General features: G+C 52.3%; 19 protein-coding genes. 3 read left to right on the top strand and 16 right to left on the bottom strand.

The features are described from left to right. Positions 1-70: 70 nt before the first annotated feature. Complete coding sequence (locus ACLHV8_RS10465; RefSeq protein ID WP_028017394.1) at positions 71-823, bottom strand: DeoR/GlpR family DNA-binding transcription regulator; 753 nt, start codon at positions 821-823, stop codon at positions 71-73. Between the two features lie 85 nt (positions 824-908). Between ACLHV8_RS10465 and ACLHV8_RS10460 the strand changes: the two genes are divergently transcribed. Together ACLHV8_RS10460 and tam are read left to right on the top strand one after the other, a co-directional pair. Beyond that, positions 909-1,493: an NUDIX domain-containing protein gene (locus tag ACLHV8_RS10460; protein WP_049005520.1), complete on the top strand. Its 585-nt coding sequence runs from the start codon at positions 909-911 to the stop codon at positions 1,491-1,493. Between the two features lie 83 nt (positions 1,494-1,576). Then, complete coding sequence (gene tam / locus ACLHV8_RS10455; protein ID WP_129325030.1) at positions 1,577-2,335, top strand: trans-aconitate 2-methyltransferase; 759 nt, start codon at positions 1,577-1,579, stop codon at positions 2,333-2,335. Between the two features lie 4 nt (positions 2,336-2,339). Here the strand turns inward: tam and ACLHV8_RS10450 are convergent, their stop codons facing one another. From ACLHV8_RS10450 to ACLHV8_RS10420, 7 genes are all read right to left on the bottom strand, one after another. After that, entirely contained in the window at positions 2,340-3,530 is a 1,191-nt protein-coding gene (locus ACLHV8_RS10450; RefSeq protein ID WP_208594722.1) for a cytochrome c biogenesis protein/redoxin, read from the bottom strand. Between the two features lie 135 nt (positions 3,531-3,665). Further along, a complete protein-coding gene (locus ACLHV8_RS10445; protein ID WP_208594723.1) occupies positions 3,666-4,964 on the bottom strand; it encodes an ATP-binding protein in 1,299 nt (432 codons plus the stop codon). Further along, a complete protein-coding gene (locus ACLHV8_RS10440; RefSeq protein ID WP_128347722.1) occupies positions 4,961-5,701 on the bottom strand; it encodes a response regulator in 741 nt (246 codons plus the stop codon). The genes ACLHV8_RS10445 and ACLHV8_RS10440 overlap by 4 nt, the downstream gene beginning before the upstream one ends. Before the next feature lie 44 nt (positions 5,702-5,745). Then, entirely contained in the window at positions 5,746-6,741 is a 996-nt protein-coding gene (locus ACLHV8_RS10435; RefSeq protein ID WP_208594724.1) for an alpha/beta fold hydrolase, read from the bottom strand. Between the two features lie 145 nt (positions 6,742-6,886). Beyond that, the gene (locus tag ACLHV8_RS10430; RefSeq protein ID WP_208594725.1) at positions 6,887-7,327 is read right to left on the bottom strand and encodes a GNAT family N-acetyltransferase; all 441 of its coding nucleotides are present in this window, start codon (positions 7,325-7,327) and stop codon (positions 6,887-6,889) included. Positions 7,328-7,401: 74 nt separating this feature from the next. Then, positions 7,402-7,989 carry a hypothetical protein gene (locus tag ACLHV8_RS10425; protein ID WP_049005514.1) on the bottom strand — a complete coding sequence of 196 codons (588 nt, stop codon included), beginning with the start codon at positions 7,987-7,989 and terminating at the stop codon, positions 7,402-7,404. After that, a complete protein-coding gene (locus ACLHV8_RS10420; RefSeq protein WP_028017403.1) occupies positions 7,989-8,951 on the bottom strand; it encodes a hypothetical protein in 963 nt (320 codons plus the stop codon). Before ACLHV8_RS10420 ends, ACLHV8_RS10425 begins: the two co-directional genes overlap by 1 nt. 177 nt (positions 8,952-9,128) lie before the next feature. Here ACLHV8_RS10420 and ACLHV8_RS10415 point away from each other — a divergent pair, with 177 nt between their 5' ends. Further along, positions 9,129-9,677, top strand: a complete 549-nt coding sequence (locus ACLHV8_RS10415) for a GNAT family N-acetyltransferase (RefSeq protein WP_049005513.1) — start codon at positions 9,129-9,131, stop codon at positions 9,675-9,677. On the opposite strand, the gene ACLHV8_RS10410 is transcribed toward ACLHV8_RS10415, so the two are convergent. The 8 genes from ACLHV8_RS10410 to ACLHV8_RS10375 all read right to left on the bottom strand — a co-directional run bounded on the left by ACLHV8_RS10410 (position 9,665) and on the right by ACLHV8_RS10375 (position 18,529). Further along, positions 9,665-10,579, bottom strand: a complete 915-nt coding sequence (locus ACLHV8_RS10410) for a bestrophin family protein (protein ID WP_238934275.1) — start codon at positions 10,577-10,579, stop codon at positions 9,665-9,667. The two genes, ACLHV8_RS10415 and ACLHV8_RS10410, sit on opposite strands and share 13 nt — an antisense overlap. A gap of 200 nt (positions 10,580-10,779) precedes the next feature. Continuing rightward, positions 10,780-12,231, bottom strand: a complete 1,452-nt coding sequence (locus ACLHV8_RS10405; protein ID WP_208594726.1) for a tagaturonate reductase — start codon at positions 12,229-12,231, stop codon at positions 10,780-10,782. Between the two features lie 116 nt (positions 12,232-12,347). Beyond that, complete coding sequence (locus ACLHV8_RS10400; RefSeq protein WP_049005512.1) at positions 12,348-12,875, bottom strand: GNAT family N-acetyltransferase; 528 nt, start codon at positions 12,873-12,875, stop codon at positions 12,348-12,350. An 82-nt stretch (positions 12,876-12,957) separates the two neighbouring features. Then, positions 12,958-13,923, bottom strand: a complete 966-nt coding sequence (locus tag ACLHV8_RS10395; RefSeq protein WP_208594727.1) for a sensor domain-containing diguanylate cyclase — start codon at positions 13,921-13,923, stop codon at positions 12,958-12,960. A gap of 119 nt (positions 13,924-14,042) precedes the next feature. Next, the gene (locus ACLHV8_RS10390; RefSeq protein WP_134708419.1) at positions 14,043-15,482 is read right to left on the bottom strand and encodes a GGDEF domain-containing protein; all 1,440 of its coding nucleotides are present in this window, start codon (positions 15,480-15,482) and stop codon (positions 14,043-14,045) included. A 112-nt stretch (positions 15,483-15,594) separates the two neighbouring features. Next, the gene (locus ACLHV8_RS10385) at positions 15,595-15,951 is read right to left on the bottom strand and encodes a DUF4186 domain-containing protein (RefSeq protein WP_049005509.1); all 357 of its coding nucleotides are present in this window, start codon (positions 15,949-15,951) and stop codon (positions 15,595-15,597) included. Then, complete coding sequence (gene glsB / locus ACLHV8_RS10380) at positions 15,951-16,877, bottom strand: glutaminase B (RefSeq protein ID WP_028017411.1); 927 nt, start codon at positions 16,875-16,877, stop codon at positions 15,951-15,953. Before glsB ends, ACLHV8_RS10385 begins: the two co-directional genes overlap by 1 nt. A 62-nt stretch (positions 16,878-16,939) precedes the next feature. Continuing rightward, the gene (locus ACLHV8_RS10375; RefSeq protein ID WP_208594728.1) at positions 16,940-18,529 is read right to left on the bottom strand and encodes a methyl-accepting chemotaxis protein; all 1,590 of its coding nucleotides are present in this window, start codon (positions 18,527-18,529) and stop codon (positions 16,940-16,942) included. Between the last annotated feature and the right edge of the window lie 96 nt (positions 18,530-18,625).

The following is an 18,625-nucleotide window of genomic DNA, read 5'->3' as shown; positions in this document are numbered from 1 at the left end:
AGAATTATCGTTATTTTTCAAAAAGCCAAATCAAGGCCGATCGCTTTTTTAGCATAGTCCAGCCCTTCACTTACGCAATGATAGATACCCCTTTTTCCGATATCGCACGGATCCAGTCCTCATCGGTGTTGCCATCGATAACGATGGTATTCGCCAGAGACACATCGCCAATCACAAACGATGATGCGGTGTTTATTTTTTCCGGTGAGGCCAGGACAACCGTCTCGGCGGCTCTGCCGGAAAATGCACGTTTGATGCACGCTTCTTCAAAATCACCGGTCGTCAGTCCCGCCTCAGGGTGGATGCCGGTCACTCCCATAAAGAACAGATCTGCGTGAATATTTTCGATACCTTCAATGGCACCCGCACCGACCGCAACAATAGAGTGTTTATACAGGCGGCCACCTATCAGAATCACCTCGACAGAAGGATGATTAACCAGTCCCAGAGCGATACTCGGGCTGTGCGTTACCACGGTGATGTGCAAGTCAGGAGGTAAAAACGTAATCAGTTCGGCGGTCGTTGTTCCACCGTCAACGATCACCACCTGACCCGAAGAGATGAGCTGTGCACCCTTTTGAGCCACCTTTTTTTTCGCATCCATCTTAACGAATTGACGCTCTGCGAACGGAGCAATAGCGGAAGATGACGGTAGCGCGCCACCGTGAACGCGCTGTAAACGCCCTTCTGCCGCCAGCTCACGTAGATCGCGCCGTATAGTGTCTTCAGAGACATCGAAGAGAATGCTGAGCGCTTTCGACTGAACCTGCCCTTCGGCTTCGAGCTTTTCAATAATCAATTGTTTTCGCTGACTGGTGAGCATTAGGATTCCTGGTGTTGCATGTTTAATCTTGAAGTTGCACGATAATGCTGGTTATGATGATTACTCTACGTAAGGAGGAACAATCGTGCAATCAAAACGTGCAGATGTACGCATTATTGACAGTGAAACGCTGTCAAATAACTGGTATGTCCTTAAAAAATATACCTTTGACCTGCAGCGCCGTGATGGCGAATGGCAGCGGCAAAACCGTGAAGTTTATGACCGGGGTAACGGCGCGACAATCCTGCTCTACAACCGTGAGAAAAAGACGGTGATCCTGACCCGCCAGTTCCGTTTTCCTGTATTTATCAACGGCCACGAGGACGATTTGATCGAAGCCGCTGCCGGGTTGCTCGATAACATGGATCCAGAGAGCCGCATTAAAGCAGAAGCGGAAGAAGAAACTGGGTTTAGCGTTTCATGCGTGCAGAAAATCTTTGAAGCGTATATGAGCCCGGGATCCGTCACGGAAAAACTCTATTTTTACCTTGCCGAGTACCATCCGAAAGACAAAACCAGCTCAGGCGGCGGGATCAAGGCTGAGGGCGAAGATATCGATGTACTCGAAATGACGCTGGAAGAAGCATTACAGGGCATTGAAACGGGTAAGATTGTCGACGGGAAAACCATCATGCTGCTTTACCATGTTGCACTGAAAGGCATTTTGTAATTTGCCTGAGTCATGACACCTGCCACTGTGCAGGTGTCTGCCTGTGCTATTCTTGCAAAAACATGCAAAACGGAGATCTGACAATGGCTGACTGGAACCCTTCCCTTTACCTGCAATATGGTGCAGAACGAACGCGTCCTGCCGCTGAACTGCTCGCCAGAATTCCACTGGATGAGGTCTCCTCCATCGTTGATCTGGGCTGCGGGCCAGGCAACAGTACTGCCCTGTTAAAGCATCGCTGGCCCTCGGCACATATCACTGGGGTTGATAATTCACCTGCGATGCTGGAAGAAGCACGCAAGGCGTTACCTGACTGCCATTTTGTTGAAGCCGATATTCGCCAGTATAAGCCCGGCCAGCCGCTGAGTCTGATTTACGCTAATGCATCGCTGCAATGGATCCCTGACCATTACGATCTCCTGCCTCACCTTGTCTCTTTGCTTATGTTAAATGGCGTGCTGGCGATCCAGATGCCTGACAACTGGCTCGAACCCACCCATGTGGCGATGCGTGAAGTGGCGCTGGAGCAAGATTACCCCGATCGTGGTCGTGAACCGTTGCCCGGCGTACATGCCTATTTTGATATTTTGTCAGAAGCCGGTTGTGACGTAGATATCTGGCGGACAACGTATTTTCATAAAATGAGCTCTCACCAGGCCATTATTGACTGGGTCAGCGCCACCGGTTTGCGCCCCTGGCTGCAGGAGCTGAATGAGAGCGAGCAGAAACATTTTCTGAAACGCTACCATGAACTACTGGTAGAGCAGTATCCGCTCCAGGAAAACGGGCAGATACTGCTGGCTTTTCCACGGCTGTTTATTGTTGCTAAACGTCAACCCTGATGGCTTATGACCGGGCTTCTTTGAGCAGCTGTTGAATGACCTTCTCTTGCTGTTCATAGTTGCCTTCGCCAAAAGAGGTGTAGCGTAACTGCCCTTTCGCATCAAAATAGTAATGTGCGGGCCAGTACTGGTTGCCGAAAGCATTCCAGATTTGATAGTTGTTATCGGTCACAACCCGATAGGGCAACTGCCACTTATTCACCGCATTTTTTACCGAGGAAAGCGGTTTTTCCCAGGGGTATTCGGGCGTGTGAACCCCAATCACCACCAGACCCTGTGACTGGTATTTTGTCGCCCAGTCACGCACATGCGGGAGCGTATGCTGGCAGTTGATACAGTCCCATGTCCAGAAATCGATCAGCACTACCTTACCGCGCAGTGATTCAGACGTGACACTGTCACCATTTATCCACCCTGTTCCACCGCTTAACGAAGGTAACTGACTGCTGGGCTCCGCCATCACGACTGGCTGAAGCTTCACCGGTGTGGTTGCTGGTTTTGCCAGATTCATCAACGATGTTTCCAGATAGTCGGCAACGCCGTTAGCGCCTTTCAATATGGATGTTACGCCTGTTGCATTCAAAGCCACAGCCGCTAGCATCACGCCCCCTGCAGCCTGGCGTAATCTCTCCATCATCGCCGACTTTGCTCTCAGCGGTGCCAACAGTTTGCGCCCGCCGATAATAAGCAATCCCAGCATCAGCGCGCATCCGCTGCCATAGGCGGCCAGCAGAGCCCCTGTCGCAATAGCTGAATTCCCCGCAATATTAATGCTGAAAATGGCGCCCAGAACCGGCCCGGCACAGGGAGACCAGAGCAACCCGACGGCTAGTCCGGCCAGAAAAGCCGATGCTATACCGCGCGTTTGCCCGCTTCGGGTATTGAGGGCATTTCCCACGCTGACGGCAGGCTGCGCAATACGCCGGGCAAAGGACGGAGAGATTAAGCTCAGTGCGGCGATAGCCAGAATGACAAGCGCGACCCAGCGCCCGATAATGGTTGCCTCTGCAATCCACTCGCTGGCGACGGTGACGGCCATCGCCACCAGGGTGAACATCACGATCATCCCCGCAAAGAGCGCCAGAATATGTCGTCGTTGCCCCTGAAAGCCGGCGAACAGGAGCGGAATAACCGGGAGCGTACATGGACTGAGCAGGCTTATCATCCCACCTAAAAAAGCGATTATCAGAAACATAGTGACCTCACATGACAGATGCTGCAACGCTGCAGTGAGGCTATTTCATCGTACCGATGTGTTAAGGATATGTGTAAAACCTGGGGTTTTGTCTGGCTCTGTATCTGTCTCCCTGAGAGATACAAAGCCGTACAATTAGCGTCGAGGCAGTGCAATGGAGACGTCGAGCCCTCCCTCTGCACGGTTTTCCAGCTTCAGCTTTCCTTCGAGTTGGGCGGTGAGCTGCGCGGCAATAGCCAGACCAAGCCCGGTTCCGCCGGTGTCACGGTTGCGCGATGTTTCAACCCGATAAAAAGGCTGCAACACGGCCGCGAGCTCGGCCTCGGGTATTCCCGGCCCACCGTCCATGATGTGAATGACCACCTCTTCGGTAGACGAATCATCTATAGCGATGACGGCACGCTCGCCGAATTTCAGAGCGTTATCCAGCAAATTAGTCATCACCCGACGAAGCGCCTGCGGGCGCGTAACAACGGGTAAACGAGCCTCGCTTGCCTGAAACTGCACGTTTTTACCGATGTCCTGATAATCGCACGCTATGCTATTCACCCACGCGTTCAACTCCAGTTTCAGCGACGTCTCTTCCAGTGATTCTGATGAACGGGCATATGCAATCCCCTCCCGCACCAGACGCGACATGTTATCAAGGTCATTTAATAGCTTGTCGCGAAGCTCAGGTTGTTCAGCCATTTCGACACGCAGTTTCATGCGTGTTATTGGAGTCTGGAGATCGTGAGAAATGGAGGCGAGGATCTGCGCGCGGTCTTTGATATAGGACTGGATGCGAGCCTGCATTGCATTGAAGGCATGCGCTGCTCGTTGTACTTCAACCGGTCCCTTCTCTTTCATGGGAGCATTTGCCGAAGGATCCAGCGTATCTACCGCATGGGTAAATTGTGAAAAAGGCCGTATCACCTGTCGCACCGCGATCCAGGAGCAGGCAGCAAGGAGCAAAAGTTGCAGGATGAGAACAACAGGTAGCCAGCTTGCGACCGGCGGCATTCGGGGGATCAGGTCAATGGTCAGCGGCGAGCCATCGTGCAATGTGAGATGTGCCTGAATATGGGAAACAGAACCCGGAACCGCGGTAAAACTGAGCGGATAGTCAGCCGCGAGGGTCTCTTTTAACGTTCGGATGGCATCCTGAGAACGCTTATCCGTCGGCGCGGCGCCAGGCTCACCTGCACCGAGGATATAACGATAGTTACCCCGTTCAAGCCGCGGAAGCCAGGCCGCGCGTTCACTGGCGGGTAACCGGTCTAAAATGGCCACGCTGGTTGCAACATCGTATTCCAGATTACCGAGCATCACCGTGCGGGCACTGTGCATTCGTTCAACCATGACCAGCGTCATACTCAGGGCGTTGGCCAGCAAGAGACCCGCAAGCACAATGATCAGCAGTCGGGCAAGCAGTGAGCGTGGCCAAAGCGTCATTCATTAACCTCTTTGATTGTCACGGGCATGGTAAAAACATAGCCTTCACTGCGCACGGTTTTAATATAGGCAGGCGTGCGTGCATCTTCATTCAGACGCTGGCGAACCCGGCTTACGAGCAAATCGATAGAACGTTCAAACAGTTCGGCGTCTCGCCCTTGCGTCAGGTTGAGTAACTGATCCCGGGAGAGAACACGTTGAGGATGGTCGAGGAATACGCGCAGCAGGCGATACTCCGCCCCGCTGAGCGCCACGATCACCCCTTCCGGGTCAATTAAGTGGCGGGCGACGGTATCCAGTTGCCATTCGCCAAACATCACCAGTCGTCCTGCCTCGGTCACCTGTAAATTGGGCGGCATTGTGCGAAACCGCCGCAAAATTGCTTTGATACGTGCCAGTAGCTCACGGGCGACAAACGGCTTCACAACGTAATCATCCGCCCCCATTTCCAGTCCCAGGATCCTGTCCGTCTCTTCGCTGCGCGCCGTCAGCATCAGGATGGGCAAATCTTTGTGTTTGCCGCTGCGAAGCTGTCGACACAGGGTGAGTCCATCATCACCGGGCATCATGACATCCAGCACTACCAGGTCGATATGCTGTTTATCCAGCACGGCACGCATTTCTTTACCGTTTGCCGCACCGGTCGCGCGATAACCGGACTTAATGAGATAGTCGACAATCAGTTCACGAATATCCCTGTCGTCATCGACGACAAGGATATGATCAATATGCTCCACCGAACTCTCCTGACTGAGGGGTAACGTATTGAAAATAGCACATATCACAGCTTATCCGCGTCGATAACCGCCTTGACGAAATCCTGTGGATCTTCCTGAGGAGGGTTGTGCCCCACGGTTGCGCCGGAGGTGCGGTGCTCATATTTACCGGTAAATTTACCTGCATAGGCCTGCGGTGCCGGGTGCGGCGCACCGTTATTTCCGCCTTCAATGGTAATGGTCGGGACGGTAATATTCGGCAAAGTCGCCAGTTTTTGCTCGTAGCTGTCGTATTTACGCTCCCCTTTTTCCAGCCCTAAACGCCAGCGATAGTTGCTGAGCGTCACTGCGACGTGATCCGGGTTATCAAGGGATTTGGCGCTGGCGTTAAAGGCTGCATCGCTAAATTTCCAGTCAGGCGATGCCTGCGACCAGATTAAGCGCGCGAAATCATGCGTGTTTTTGGCATAGCCTTCAGCACCACGCTCGGTGGCGAAATAGAACTGATACCACCACTGCTGTTCGGCTTTTGGCGGCAACGGTTGTTTGCCAATCTGCTGGCTGCTGATGAGATATCCACTCACCGACACCAGTGATTTAACGCGCTCTGGCCAAAGCGCCGCAACGATATCCGCCGTACGGGCACCCCAGTCGTATCCCGCGAACACCGCCTGTTTGATATTCAAAGCGTCCATCAGGTTAACAATGTCTTTCGCCATCGCCGAAGGCTGGCCGTTGCGCGGCGTTTTTGCAGACAGGAAGCGCGTGGTGCCGTAGCCGCGTAGAGAAGGCACAATCACCCGGTAGCCTTTGGCCGCCAGCGCAGGCGCTACCTCGGCGTAGCTGTGAATATCGTAAGGCCAGCCGTGTAATAAAATGACCGGTTGACCATTTTTGGGGCCGATGTCGACATAACCGACATTCAGATCGCCGGCGTTAACTTGCAGTGGATGATCAAAAGCTGACGCGAAGTTTGTGCCGGTGGCTTCGGCCTGACAGGACATCACCGTGCCAAGAGAAACGGTCAGTGCGAGGGTTGAGTACGCGAGTTTGCTGAACATGTTGGTATCTCCGGTTGAGTACATTTCACGGGGATATAACAACACCTCAATGTATAGCGGATATGTGCGAAAGCGGGTTTATTGCAAGCCTGTGTATGTATCCCGGGCGCTGATACAGTGTGATACAAACACAGGCGTTACAGATTTACAGGGAGAGGCGATAGCGGACGTAATCGTCAGCTTCACCATATTTATCATAGAGTTTACGCGCCTGATTGTTCTCCCGGGTGACCCAGTATAGTTTTGACCACCCTTCCCGTTTGCCTTCCTCTATCAGAGCATCAATGAGCGCCTTTCCGGCTCCCGCCCCGCGCTCGGTGGCATCGACAAACAGATCTTCCAGGTAACAAATGGGCGCTGTCGACCAGGTTCCTTCGTGCAGAATGCACATCGCAAAACCGATGACCTTTTCGTTCTTCTCTACTACGCGGCAGAACATCTGTGAACGATCTGATAACGCCCTTTCCCATGTCGATGCGGTAACAGATTCCTCAAGGTAGCAGTCATAAAAATGGGTATAGCCATCCCACAGGGGACGCCATTGAGAATAATCATCTGCGCGTAAAGCTCTTACCGTGACAGCCATGTATTTCCTCGTATTACAAAGAGTTCGCCATTATCAAAACCCGACTTAGTTTTCGGTAACGTCACATCACCTCTTTAACGGATTTTTAGCCGCATTTCACGTGCCAGCCTGGCAAGACGCTGAGTACGACAATACAGCGTAAACAGCACAAAACCACTGCTATTCATTACTACCCGACAAAGTAACAGTGCGGAGAATGCGATGACTAGTGGCCAAAGACTTCCGTCATGGGAAAGCAGAAGATATAGCGTCTGAACGAGGGTTAGTACCAGCATAACTATGAACAGCGTCATAAACCCCTGCAATCCCGACGTTGCCCCTCGTGCCAGAAGCGCGCTTATAACAATGAGCGCGCCTGTCATTATTAATGATGGTACGAAAAAGCTCAGTGCATGATTTAATGGAGATAACCCCTGCATAGTATGGAGAAAAGGCAAAAGGTTAAACGCAAACACCACTAAAAACAGAGGGAACAACGTGGCTACCGGGTAAGGATTTTGACGCGGCAACTCGCTAAGGGGACGAGAAAAATACTGTTCCATCTCGGGAGTGGAATAGTTCAACAAACGAGGATCACGACGAGCAATAGCTTCCTCTATCTCTCTGCCATGCTGCAGAAGATCCAGGAAAACCCGTCCGGTTAAAAAACTCAGAAACCTCATCAGAATACCGCCAGCGACTGGATGGTACCGATAATGTATTTACCGGTCCGTGGTATGTTACTGGGCGCTGCAACAACTCCACTCACTGCACTCCCAGCCAGAGCCGCGGCACTTGTGACCACTTGTCCAAGTTGTCGAGTGAGTTCTATCTGAACCGGTCCGGTAGGAAAGCGTTTCGGATAAAGACCTGCGCGAATAAGAGCTTTAATCTCTTTGTTACTTATACCCGGGTTTTGTGCGCGAATTATCAATTCGGTCAAACGAGCGCGATCCTGACGAGGATAGTTTTTCAACCACTCAGTGGCTTTCAAAGAAGATATGGATTTCATTGCACGCCAGGTGGTAATCGCTTCTTTTAATGCACCTCCGGCACTTGCTAACGAAATTAAATCCAGTGATGTAGAGGTTGCTACGTACCATTCTTGCGTATCGAGCCAGGCAACATTTCCGCCACCGTTTTCAACCAAATCATAGATACGATAAAGGCCATTAACACATTGCAACCCAGTGGCGATGGTACCAGCGTAGCCAATAGCCACTAAGACGCCACTGCCTCCTGCGGTAATAGGTGTTGCTGCAGTGCCCGCAAGCATCACGCCTCCAGTAATGATCATCGCACCACATGAAAGTACCGTTGATGCTAGCTCAGTTCCCATGGATGTGGATGTCACTGCATCAGTCAAGGATTTACCTACGATAGAAGCGGATGGTTGGGATGTTGCTTTAGTTACAATAACATGGGTTACAATGCCACTTTGCCCATTAGCATGACGTTGCCCAGATCGAACCAGGTAGCGTTGAGCACCGTCAGAATAAATGATCCCGGCCTTAGCAAATTCGCGATTACAGTCCATAGCGGAACCTAGCGCGTTGAAATCAAAATCTGCAGCCCCAAGCCCTGCAATGCGTGCAAAATCATAGCCGGGGAGATTTCTCTCAGGGTTCATTCCAGGCAAAACCATACAATACTCCTTTTGCGTGTGGATAAGTTGAACTCAACCTATCTGACTGTAACCGTTCGGAATGCAAAGCAAAATTTTGGTAGTAAATTACTTATAACGCAACCAAATAGAATGTGATAGAAGTGAAAATATCAGAACCCAAACAAAAGCATAACGCTTAAATATGGAGATCCGCGGATGACGATACCGACTCTCACGACAGAACGCCTATTGCTAAAACCGTTGGTTGCCGAAGATGCCGTCCAGATACAGAAGCTTTATCCGCGCTGGGAGATCGTCCGCTATATGGTCTCTTCTGTACCCTGGCCCTACCCGGATAACGGCGCGGAAAACTATGTCAATAATGTGGCGCTGCCGGATATGGCAAAAGGAATTGCCTGGTTCTGGAGCATCCGCCGTCGCGACGTTCCCGATGAACTGATGGGCATTATCTGCCTTTACGATGTCGAAGATAATAACCGTGGTTTTTGGCTGGCTCCGGAGTTTCAGGGTCAGGGATTTATGCGTGAGGCCAGTATTGCAGCAACGGATTATTGGTTTAATACACTGAACAAGTCGGTATTGCGTGCGCCAAAAGCCGCTGCAAATAGCCGCTCCCGACGTATTTCGGACAGTAGCGGCATGCGGCTTATCAGGACAGAAAAGAAAGCGTACGTCAGCGGAATACTGGATTCTGAGCTGTGGGAGATCACCCGCGACGAGTGGAACGCCCGTCAGGTCAGCTGATAATGTTTATCCGGCATCAGCCTGTCAGGAATAGTCTCTTCATCGTTCATCTGCAGCAGATCGCGTTCCATCATGTTGCAGATGGCGTCCAATGGCAGGTCATTATTTTCTGTACCAAACGGGTCTTCCAGTTCTTCCGCCAGTGCATCCAGCGAGATGAAAGTGTAAGAAATCAGCGCAGAGACAAACGGCGTCATGTAATGCAGGTCCACAACCAGCGCGAACGGCAGCATGATGCAAAACAGATACACCGTACGGTGCAGAATTAACGTATACGCAAACGGCACTGGGGTCGTCGCAATACGTTCACACCCAGACAGAACGATGGACATGTCGTTCAGACGGTTATTCAGACTGTGGAAAAGAATGTCTGATAGTTGTCCGTTACGACGTCGAACAGCCAACCACTCTCCCATGATCAGCAAAATACGGTTCGCCGGCGAGTTGGCTTCCATCACTTTTTTTAAATCATCTGCGGCAAGATAGCGAGACAACTGACCGGCGTTCATTTCTCGGCGCAGGGTCATGCGTAAACAGTTGGCGAAGGCAATCTGCAGGCGGACAAATTCACCCAGATACTTATCGTCTGGTAGGGTGTTTTTTACCTCGCGAAACAGAGAGCGGGCCGCTATCATCAGTTGCCCCCAAAGCAGGCGAGCTTCAACGTAGCGCGAATAACAGGCGTTGTTTCTGAAACCTAAAAAGATAGCGATCGCCACGCCGAGAATGCTAAATGGCGCAACCGTAAATTTGATGCCGAGAGAGGTATACCACGGTAGCATCACGATCACGGCGATAGATAACAGGAAGTTAAGTAACAGTCGGGTATAGATTTTAGGCAGTACTGAGCCATGCCAGACAAAAATCATTTGCAGCCAGTGCTGCTTAGGACGAACAATCATAGTGAGTTTCAGAAAAGAAAAGAGCGTGGTTATTAAACGTGATCCCCCACACGGTTGCAAGCATGTTAATGGAACATTGAATTTTCACACCTGTTTAGCTTTAACCGCACGGTGCTGCATCTGAATTTTAAAACAGGCATAATAGTATGTTGTAACTAAATGGTGATGTTATTAAACCCGGCCGAAGCCGGGTAACGTCCTTAGCAAAGCGGTTTTACCGCTGAGCGCATTCCTTTCAACAAAATGGCATCAAGATCCAGTGTCACCTGGTCTACGAGGCCACGAACCTGAGTGAGATCCTGCTCCCAGTGCTCACTTACGCTCAATACCGCCTGCACCAGCTCACGGGTACTGATCTGCTTATCGTGATGCTGCGCCCACAGCTGTTGATAACGTTCGAGCCAGTGTGCATCATCCTGCACCGGATAGCGTTCCCCGTTACGCTCTGCACGATAGAACGCCATCAGTGCCGCTAAGGCAAATGTCAGGCGTGCAGGTAATTTACCTGTCGTTTTCTGCCCTGCCAGCAGCTGCGGCAGTATACGAGTGCGATATTTGGTCATGCCGTTGAGCGCAATAGAGAGCAACTGATGCCTGATGTAAGGATTACGGAACCGACCTGTTACCGCGCTGGCGAAAGATTCCAGTTCATCACGCGGTAGATCCAGAACAGGAATAATTTCCTGATAAATCGCTTTCTCGACGAAGGCGCAAACGTCGCTATCATTCATCGCCTCACCTACCGTATCCAGCCCTGCCTGAAATGCCACCGGCACCAGCGCCGTGTGTGCACCGTTCAGAATCGCGACTTTTCGCTCTTTGTATGGCTTGATGTCATCAACAATCAGCACATTTAGCGGGTATTTATCCAGGCAAAGCTCACGGGCAAGGGAAGCCGGTCCCTGAATGACAAATAAATAGAAATGTTCAGCCGTATCCAGGAACCCATCGTGATAACCCAGCTCAGCTTCCAGCGTGGCCACTTCGTCACGCGGATAACCGGTCACAATACGGTCGACCAGCGTCGAACAGAAGCTGTTGGCCTCGTTCAGCCAGCGGATAAAAGCGGCAGGCAGCGCCCACTCTTGCGCATAGCGCAACACCAGTTCACGAAGTGCATCTCCGTTGTAGTCAATCAATTCACAGGGAATGATTATCCAGCCTTTGTCTGGCGCGCCGTTGAAGTGACTGAAACGCTCAAACAGCAGTCGCGTCAGCTTCGCCGGGTAACTCACTGCGGGGGCATCTTCAAATCCGTCACCGGCGTGATAACTTATCCCGGCTTCGGTGGTATTCGAGAAAACAAAGCGCATATCCGGGTTGTGAGCCAGTTTCAGGAACTCATCATACTGGCTATAGACGCTGATCTCCCGGTTAACGGAACGGATAAGACGGGCATCGCTCACCGCCTCACCCTGCGCATTCAGCCCACGAATAATCGTGGTATACAGGCCATCCTGGGTGCTAAGCGACGGTGGGAAGTCACTTTGAATAGGACGAACGATAACCACACCAGCGTTAAGATCGGTATGTTCATTTAACAAATCGAGTTGCCAGTCGACGAACGCACGCAGGAAATTGCCTTCACCAAACTGAATGATACGTTCAGGATATTGCGCACCGGGAAAATCACGACGGTTGAGAGTGTCCACTTTAGGTTCCTTTTATAATTAGTCATACAGCCTGATAAGATTGGTACGATAACCTATCAAAACCTGACGACCAGAAACCCTGTTTTGATCAATCCCGGTGCAGTTGTGCAAAATAATTACAGGAACTTGTAGAACACGGACGTGGCCGTCATGGCACCATCCGGCATAAGAGCATAGCGTGGGATCTCGCCGACCTTTTGCCAGCCAGCGCGCTGGTAAAACGTCTCGGCGCCGCTGCCTGTGGAAGTATCAAGCACCAGCACGGAAATGCCTCTGGCTCTGGCCTGAACTTCAAGCGCTTCCATTAGCGCCATCGCGGCCCCTTTCCGACGCGCTTTCTCATGAACCAGCAGCTTCGCTACATCGGCGCGATGCGGCTGGTTTTCCGGCAGGTCTGTGATTAACTGCACCGTTCCGATGATGCCGTCCTGCGGGTCGACACAGGCCAGCACGAGGCGCTCATTGCGCCCTACGCTTTCAGCAATACCGCGCCAGAAAGAGCGGCCCTTCTCCAGACTAAAGGGAAGCATAAAGCTGACGGATGCGCCGCCGTTGACACAGTTTTCGAGGATCCCGGCCAGGGCATCAATATGGGTGAGAATGTCTTCGCGGGTGAGGCTTTTGATTTGCAGTGAGGTATTCATTGTTATTCCTTACGTTGAATACACTCACTGTGCATTTAACATCTTCTTAACGCAAACGGTTCGGACATAGGCTTTTGTTATGTCACCGGGCGCGCTGGCGCTGCTGTTTCATGGCATACATCTTTTCATCAGCATCTTTTAACCACTGCTGCAGGTCGTTGCCGTTATGATCGAATTCACTTAGCCCCCATGAGAAGTGAAGCGACCAGGGGTGTAACTTGCGGGCGTTATAGTTTTCTACCTGCTCGACGAGATACTGCATGGCAATCCAGGCGCCCTGCTCATCCGTATCCGCAAACAGCACGGCGAACTCGTCCCCGCCAAAACGAACCAGCAGATCCGCTTCACGGAAAGAAGCACGCATCAGTTGCGCCATGGCTTTCAGCGCCTTATCCCCCTCTTCATGCCCGAAGCGATCGTTAATTTCCTTAAAGCGATCCAAATCCAGCCAGCCGAGCGTCAGCGGCTCGGCCCGGCGCCGGGCAACGGAAAGCGTGAAACGCACGAGTTGATTAAAGCCCCGACGGTTGAATAGCCCGGTTAATTCATCCGTGGTCGCCGCGCTGATGGCAGCAAATTCATCTTCCGCCAGTGCGCCAAGGTCTCCCAGGACAGCAAGGTCGGCGTCAGAAAACTCCCGGGGAGCGTAATCAATCAGGCACAGCGAACCTACGCTTGCGCCATCGCGCAGGCGCAGCGGGAAGCCCGCGTAGAAACGAACACCGGGTTCGCCTGCCACCAGCGGATTATCAGCAAAACGATCGTCCTGTAGCATATCTCCCACCACCAGCGGCGCTTCGGTAAGGATCGTATGGCCACAAAATGAGATGTTACGTGGCACACTGCCGGGTGCCTGCCCATCGGCTGATTTAACGATCAGGGCATGTTCATCAATAAGATTGACCATCGCAAGCGGCACCTGGAAGAATCGCTTTGCCAGTCGTGTTAAGCGGTCAAACGATGGGGAACTGTCAATCTCGAGCAAACCAGACTCACGCAGTGAGTTAAGACGTTCCGTTTCATTTTCAGGGATTGCAGGTGCTTTCATAATGTCTCCTGACGTAAAGCGTTACTCAAAGCGTAGCTTAAACAGGGACATTGTCAGTGTTCTAACATCCTGCTAAGTCGCTTACTATTCACGTCAATGCCTTATGACGATTAACGCAGCTATGTTTCACTCCCGGAGGTCGCGGCAATTTGCTCGTCCGACACCCGTGCGCTGGTACGATTTCGACCCGCTTTTTTTGAACGATAGAGATGATCGTCCGCTTCGGCCATCAGTTTGTTGAAGACCTCAGTCAACTGCCATGACTCAGCCTTGCCACTCCCCAGGCCAATACTGACCGTCAGATGGAGCGCTTGCTGACGCCATGTAAAAGGGTGACTGGAAACAGTGGACCGGATACGCTCAGCCAGTTCAAAACCATTCTGTGCGTCGCCAGAATTTACCACCACCGCGAACTCTTCTCCGCCCATTCGCGCCACCATCCCATCTTCACCAACGACCTCCTGAACCTGCTGGGCGAACGACGCGAGCACACGATCACCGCACTCATGGCCGTAGTTATCATTAATGCTTTTGAAGTAATCAATATCCAGCAGCATGACGGTCAGAAAACGTGAATGGCGGTGCGTTTCTTCACGCTTTAACGCCTCATAAAGGCCGGAACGCGAGTAAACCTGCGTTAAAAAGTCGTAATCCGCCCTGAGAGAAACCTGGCGAATCAGGGAATTAATCGCTGCCATGCTGACGGATACCATCACCGGGCAGATTGCCATTGTGGCGATCCCCAGACGGGCTGAAAACATCATCGGCGTCGTAAACGGCGTCGCCACGGCAATATTAATAATCGAGTTGGCGACCAGAATGATTTCAGTCGCGCCCGTGATAAACGTCAGCAGACAGGTCGCAGGCAATGAGTAGCGAACCGCACACCAGATAAGCGCAGGAAGAGGAAATGAGAGACTCCCCGCCCCGCCAATCACCACCGATGCAACCACCGAGACGATCAAGGCAATCACCGGCAAGAGCTGTTCAAGACGTAACCTGAATTCACGCAGGGGCATACGTAACGTGAGCATACAAGGCACAACAAGCACGCCGGTTGAGAATTGTTCGCTAAACCAGTCGGCAAACAGCGGCCAGAAGGTGTGACTATCAATCCCCACTGACCCCACCGCACCGAGCAACGCACAAAGCAGCGCGGCAATCAGGCAGTAGTTAAACAGACGTAACGCGTTGAGCGGGTCTGGGGTTTTCTTCATTAACCGTCTGTCGCGCTGAACCAGCACGGCGACAACAACGATAAAGATCATATTAGACAGATTAATCACCACTGAGGCCATTCCCCAGTTGGTCGTCACTGCGTCGTACGTCAGCATAGCAACATACGACACCGCGTAATAATGCAGGCGATTCAGATAGACATAACGGGCAAAGATCCCCGCCATGACGCCATTCAGCGGCCAAAACAGCGACAAAGCCTCAATCAGCCGTAATTCCGCCCCCACAAAATAGAATAAGGTGGTGAGAATAAAAATCGCCAACGCATTTCGCAGCGGCGTATCGGGTTGGAACAGCCTGAAAGCGGTAAGAGCAGAACGCATTAAATATCATTCCATATGTTGCTTATGGCAATTACTGCGGTCGTCAGCATAGTCGGGACTAACTTAGGATGCATCTATAACACAATTACAACGGGATCATAACTCGTCAAATTTAGGTGTTCATCTGGAGCACCAGCCAGTGGTGGATCACGCTGACGATATAATGCTGTTGCTGCGCCGTAAGCTGAACACCCTGCGGAATGTTATGCCATTTTGCCAGACAACCCCGACAACAGGTGGCCGTAGCATGTTGGGCAATAAACACCGGGTGACCACGCATCGGTGTCTGTTTGCCATCATTTACCGGCAAGGCCGGAGCAAGGCGCTTTTCTACAAAGTCAGCGGCATGCCGATCGATGGTTTCGGCACCTTTGTCCCAGCAGTACTGTCTTTCCTTATCGCCTAAGCGAAAGCGCGAACGAAAAGTCGATCGCGCCAGGCGGGAAAAGAGAGGGTCAAGGTCAGGCATCAGTACACGGAACGCCCAAGACGCTGGGTCAGTTTTTCCAGAACCGCCACACCGGCAAGTGAATTCCCCGTTTCATCCAGCTCCGGGCTCCAGACGGCAATCGCCATTTCATGAGGCACAATTGCCACCACACCGCCGCCAACGCCCGATTTTGCCGGGAGGCCGACGCGCCAGGCAAACTCGCCAGCGTTTTGATACATCCCGCTGGTTGCCATCAGCGCATTAATCTGACGCGCCTGCAGAGGTGAAACCACCGGCTGGTTAAGATGCGGAGCGTGCCCCTGGTGCGCCAGGAACAGGAATGTCTGAGCCAGCTCAACGCAGCTCATTTTCAGGGCGCAGTAATGGAAATAATTTTGCAGAACAGTCGCCACGTCATTATGGAAATTGCCGAAGGATTTCATCAGCCAGGCGATGGCGGCATTGCGGGCGGAGTGTTCAAATTCCGAGCGCGCCACCACCGGATCGTAGGCGATATCGTCTACGCCTGAAAGCTGGCGAACAATCTCAAGCATTCGCTGACGCGGCGCGCTGAGGCGGCTTTGCAACATGTCGCAGACCACCAGCGCCCCGGCATTGATAAAGGGATTTCGCGGTTTACCCTGTTCGATTTCAAGCTGCAGCAGTGAGTTAAAAGGCTGGCCGGAAGGATCTTTACCCACGCGCTGCCAGATCTCGTCACCTTCATACTGGCGCATAGCTGCAACCAGACTCAGCACTTTGGAAATGGACTGAATGGAAAAACGTTCAGTTGCATCGCCTGCCTGGTATCGCTGTCCGTCCAGGGTGCAGATAGCGATGCCAAGTTTATTCCCGCTGACCGAGGCAAGAGCCGGAATGTAGTCGGCAACCTTCCCCTTTCCAATTAACGGACGAACCTGCGCCAGAATCTCGTCCAACATCTCATTATGGATGACCGCAGCCACACTTTGCTCCTTGCCCTCAGGCTAAAACGGGCTGCGAGTATAACAGAGGCTAATGTATTGCGTCAGGCGCTAAGACGAAAACGCGAAACCGCCTGCAATAAAAGATCGGATTGCTTTTGCAGCCGTACTGAGGAATCCGAGGCGTCAGAGACCAGTAAATCCGTCTGACGGGAGACCTGATTAAGCGCCTGCAGCTGGCTCGTCATCCGATGAATACTCTCTCCCTGACTGAGCGTGGCGGCTGAGATCTCATTCAGCAAACTACTTAAATTCCCCACCAGACCGGTGACCTGCTGCAAGTTCTCCTCCATCAGGTTAACGGCGCGAGAACCGTCTTCAATACCCTGCAAAGAGCGATTGATAAGTTCCTGGATAGTCTGGGTCGAGTGGCTACTCTTTCTGGCCAGCAGTCCGACTTCCCTGGCGACAACGGCGAACCCCCGCCCCTGGTTCCCGGCATGGGCAGCCTCGATGGCGGCATTCAGCGCCAGGATATTAGTCTGAAACGCCACGCTGTCGATCATTGCCACGATCCCGCGCATCTCTGAGGATCGGTCGACGATCGCCTGCATAGAGGCATTAACGGCAGACATCATCCGATCTCCGCCAACTACCGCCTGGCGCGCTTCATCAGCCCGCGAGCTGGCGAGTCTGGCGTAACCGGTGTTCCCTTCTACATGCGTTTCCAGTGCCGCAATATGCGCCGTCACGTCCTCAAGCTCTTTCGCCTGACGTGCCGACTGCTGATACAGCTTCTGGTTGCCCTGTGCCAGGGCACCAACGTTCTCAACCATAGAGGTGGTCGCATTGCTGACCTCAGACACCAGCTGCTGCAAACCCTGCTGCATGGTGGCAATACTGTCGCTGAGCTGCCCTATTTCCCGGTTGAAACGCATGACACCGGGCGGGGTGCCGGAGAGATCTCCCGCAGCCAGTCGGGTGATATGCGCAATCAACCGACGCAACGGCGTAATCACCCATCGGGACATGCCGAACCAGACGGCAATAGCGATGGCGAGTAACAAAACCGGAGCAAACAGGAACAACGTTTGCAGACCGGAAAGCTGCGCCATCAACGTCTGGCGGCCCTGCACAGCCTGCTGCTCGCTGGCTTGCTGGTAGCGCGCGTAATTGTCGTTAAAGTCTGTCTGAAAAGCCTGAGCCGGTACGGCAAAAAACGCGTCGATAGTGTTGGTTTTGACCAGACCTTCCGCCTGCTCTTTGATCGCGCCGTAGAACAGCTGATAGCTGTTCGTCAGGGCTTCATCTTTCGGCGGATTGAGCGCCAGCCAGGCCTTCCATGCCTGCTGAGAAACCGTCAGCGCCTTTTGCGCGTCATCCATCAGGCTATGCCAGCTTCCGTCGGAGCCGGTCTCTTTATCCTGCATAAACCAGACGCCGGACCGGTTAAGCAGATCGCTTGCTGCCAGCAGGGAAACGCGGGCCAGATCCAGCTTACTCTGTTGCTGATACGCCAGCAGATTTTGCTGCTCGTTGCGTTGGGCTTCGTTCAGTGAGGCGTTAAGCAAAAATGAAGAGGAGAGCTGCAGCGCGGAGAAAAGGCCAATAATACAAAAAATACCCGTCAGCAGGCCAAAGTGACGAGGGATAACACGCTGCGCAATACGGCGGAAAATTTGCGTTAGGTTCATGATTTTCTTCATTAACAATGCGTTAGACGCGTGCGAGTCTACGAAATGAAAATGACAGAACCATTGCAAAGAAATGACAACGGCCCTCGTGATGAG

Source organism: Enterobacter sp. CPE_E863, from assembly GCF_046521465.1.
GTDB classification, from domain to species: domain Bacteria; phylum Pseudomonadota; class Gammaproteobacteria; order Enterobacterales; family Enterobacteriaceae; genus Enterobacter; species Enterobacter adelaidei.
Note: the sequence above shows the minus strand (reverse complement) of the source record. Positions and strands in the feature narration are given on the sequence as shown.

Excerpts from the sequence above, each read along its gene's own strand:
- tam (WP_129325030.1), top strand. The coding sequence starts at position 1,577 with ATGGCTGACTGGAACCCTTCCCTTTACCTGCAATATGGTGCAGAACGA.
- ACLHV8_RS10385 (WP_049005509.1), bottom strand. The coding sequence starts at position 15,951 with ATGCCTGACCTTGACCCTCTCTTTTCCCGCCTGGCGCGATCGACTTTT.
- ACLHV8_RS10400 (WP_049005512.1), bottom strand. The coding sequence starts at position 12,875 with ATGAATACCTCACTGCAAATCAAAAGCCTCACCCGCGAAGACATTCTC.
- ACLHV8_RS10410 (WP_238934275.1), bottom strand. The coding sequence starts at position 10,579 with ATGATTGTTCGTCCTAAGCAGCACTGGCTGCAAATGATTTTTGTCTGG.
- ACLHV8_RS10375 (WP_208594728.1), bottom strand. The coding sequence starts at position 18,529 with ATGAACCTAACGCAAATTTTCCGCCGTATTGCGCAGCGTGTTATCCCT.
- ACLHV8_RS10390 (WP_134708419.1), bottom strand. The coding sequence starts at position 15,482 with ATGCGTTCTGCTCTTACCGCTTTCAGGCTGTTCCAACCCGATACGCCG.
- ACLHV8_RS10450 (WP_208594722.1), bottom strand. The coding sequence starts at position 3,530 with ATGTTTCTGATAATCGCTTTTTTAGGTGGGATGATAAGCCTGCTCAGT.
- ACLHV8_RS10465 (WP_028017394.1), bottom strand. The coding sequence starts at position 823 with ATGCTCACCAGTCAGCGAAAACAATTGATTATTGAAAAGCTCGAAGCC.
- ACLHV8_RS10395 (WP_208594727.1), bottom strand. The coding sequence starts at position 13,923 with ATGAAAGCACCTGCAATCCCTGAAAATGAAACGGAACGTCTTAACTCA.
- ACLHV8_RS10430 (WP_208594725.1), bottom strand. The coding sequence starts at position 7,327 with ATGGCTGTCACGGTAAGAGCTTTACGCGCAGATGATTATTCTCAATGG.
- ACLHV8_RS10445 (WP_208594723.1), bottom strand. The coding sequence starts at position 4,964 with ATGACGCTTTGGCCACGCTCACTGCTTGCCCGACTGCTGATCATTGTG.
- ACLHV8_RS10415 (WP_049005513.1), top strand. The coding sequence starts at position 9,129 with ATGACGATACCGACTCTCACGACAGAACGCCTATTGCTAAAACCGTTG.
- ACLHV8_RS10435 (WP_208594724.1), bottom strand. The coding sequence starts at position 6,741 with ATGTTCAGCAAACTCGCGTACTCAACCCTCGCACTGACCGTTTCTCTT.
- ACLHV8_RS10425 (WP_049005514.1), bottom strand. The coding sequence starts at position 7,989 with ATGAGGTTTCTGAGTTTTTTAACCGGACGGGTTTTCCTGGATCTTCTG.
- ACLHV8_RS10420 (WP_028017403.1), bottom strand. The coding sequence starts at position 8,951 with ATGGTTTTGCCTGGAATGAACCCTGAGAGAAATCTCCCCGGCTATGAT.